3 protein-coding genes are annotated in these 1,926 nt (G+C 51.4%); 2 read left to right on the top strand and 1 reads right to left on the bottom strand.

Going from position 1 to position 1,926, the window contains the following annotated elements; all coding sequences use genetic code 11:
• Nucleotides 1–1,173, top strand: a 1,173-nt coding sequence (locus AC2VLY_RS07825; protein WP_486922058.1) for a carbohydrate porin, incomplete at its 5' end; no start/stop codon positions are given.
• Nucleotides 1,174–1,264: 91 nt separating this feature from the next.
• Here AC2VLY_RS07825 and AC2VLY_RS07820 read toward each other — a convergent pair.
• Nucleotides 1,265–1,456: a hypothetical protein gene (locus AC2VLY_RS07820; RefSeq protein ID WP_486892401.1), complete on the bottom strand. Its 192-nt coding sequence runs from the start codon at nt 1,454–1,456 to the stop codon at nt 1,265–1,267.
• Nucleotides 1,457–1,772: 316 nt separating this feature from the next.
• On the opposite strand from AC2VLY_RS07820, the gene AC2VLY_RS07815 reads away from it, so the two are divergent.
• The coding region (locus AC2VLY_RS07815) for a GTP-binding protein (protein WP_486922059.1) at nt 1,773–1,926 on the top strand (154 nt) is incomplete at its 3' end.

Genomic DNA, 1,926 nt, shown 5'->3' with positions numbered 1-1,926 from the left:
CTCTTGAGTAGCATTTTTTTCTGCGCATCTACTGCCCCCGCCTGGGGTGCCAGTACGGGTCAGTCCATCCCCGAAGCAGCGCACCAAAACTGGTGGCGAGGAATTTCCCTGGTCTTGCATGGCCAGATAGAAGGCGTTTCCAATCTGAGTGGTGGCATCAGTACCGGCAGCACCGCAACCGGGCTCTGGAAAGGCGGACTAGCCCTGCATACCGGTAAGGCCGGTTGGTGGCAGGGAGGTCTTTTTGTAGTCGAAGGCCTTGCTGCGGACAGCAGCAACCCCGACAGTTTGTACATTGGTGATCTACAGAGCGTCTCCAATCTCACTACGCCCTATCAACACATGGCCCATCTTTATAAGGCTTATTATCGACAAAAATTCGGCGACTATACCTTGCGCCTCGGCTTGCTCAATCCTAACGATTATTTCGATGATACCGGAGTAGCAGGCGAACTGTTCAATGCCTCTTATGGTATTTATCCCATCATTTCGGCCAACATTCCCTTCACGCCCACTTATCCTTACTCCAGTCTCGGAGCCATGGCTGCAGCGAGCTGGGGCAATACCACGCTAATGGCAGGCGCATTTAGTGCGGATGGCGTCCATCCCTTCCGTGCGCCCTGGGGCAGTGACGGAATGATTTATTATGGTGAAGTCGACCAAAGTATTCCCATTGGTCCGGGCACGGCGATGCTCAAGGCCGGAGGCTATTACAACCACATTTACGGGCCGTACCTCACGCAAAACATTGGCATCGGTACATCTACCAGTCAGGGCGGTTTTTACGGCACCGCCGAGTATCGTTGGAAAGCCGATCAGATGAACTGGGGAGTCTTCCTGCAAGGTGGCGGAGCCCCCAATGCCGCAGCTGTTTCGCCAGTGAATGCCTATATGGGCGCAGGATTGCGGCTGCGCCATTTCATTCCGGATTCACCCGGCTCAACCCTCAGTCTGGGCATGGCCCGCGCCTGGCAACGCCAATTCGGTTCAAATACGGGGGCTGCAGAAACCAGTCTGGAAGTGAACTTCAAACAGCCCGTTTTCAAGGATTTTTATATCCAACCCGACCTGCAATATATCGTCAACCCCGGTGCCAACGGACCCGGGAACACCATCCCCAACGCCTTCGTCGCCATTATCCGACTGGGTTGGCACTATCATTTGCACGCTTGAAAATTAAACTAGGGGCAGCGCCTGACAGCCAACTGCCCTGCACAGCTCAATAAAGCAACTCAGCAACAGGTTTCTAAATATATAATGGCTTTTAGTGCTTGCTTGCCTCTTGTGCTTCTTTTTTTGCCTCGGCGCGCGCAGCGCGCATGAACAGCGCTGCAGCCAACCCAAAAAAAGCAAAGGCAATCAAACCCGTCACTACGATCCCCGCAGCGGTTTGCCCATCAGAAATATAATGCATGCTGTTGGTCATCGCCTGCATACTCATTGAATGCATATCCATTGATCGATCTCCCATGTCGATTATCGTTAATCTTATTCCTTGCAAGACCAGGAACAAAATAGAAATTCAGTCAGCTCACTACAGTTTTAATTATAGTCTGCCTTTACTACTGACTTTAATATTATTCGAAGCATTACCCCCCTGCTTTTTTGTTGTTTATGCTCAGTTCATCAATCAGAGGCCTGCCGCGACTTTGGCAACAAAAGAGGGCGCGTTGCGTTCTCCTCACTTGACCTGCACAGGATTCCCATGTTGTTATGTGCAACTTAGTTGCATATTACAGCATGCCATTTCAGTAATCTTGTGAGGATTTATCATGTCTCAACTCTCCACCACTCCCCTTCCCGTCACCGTGTTGTCGGGTTTTCTCGGCGCCGGCAAAACCACGCTCCTCAACCATATCCTGCACAACCGGGAAGGCCGGCGTGTCGCAGTGATTGTCAATGACATGAGTGAAATCAATATTGATG

Source organism: Acidithiobacillus sp. TH-A36, from assembly GCF_057473445.1.
The sequence above is the reverse complement of the archived record's forward strand: the minus strand, read 5'-3'. Positions and strand labels throughout refer to the sequence as shown.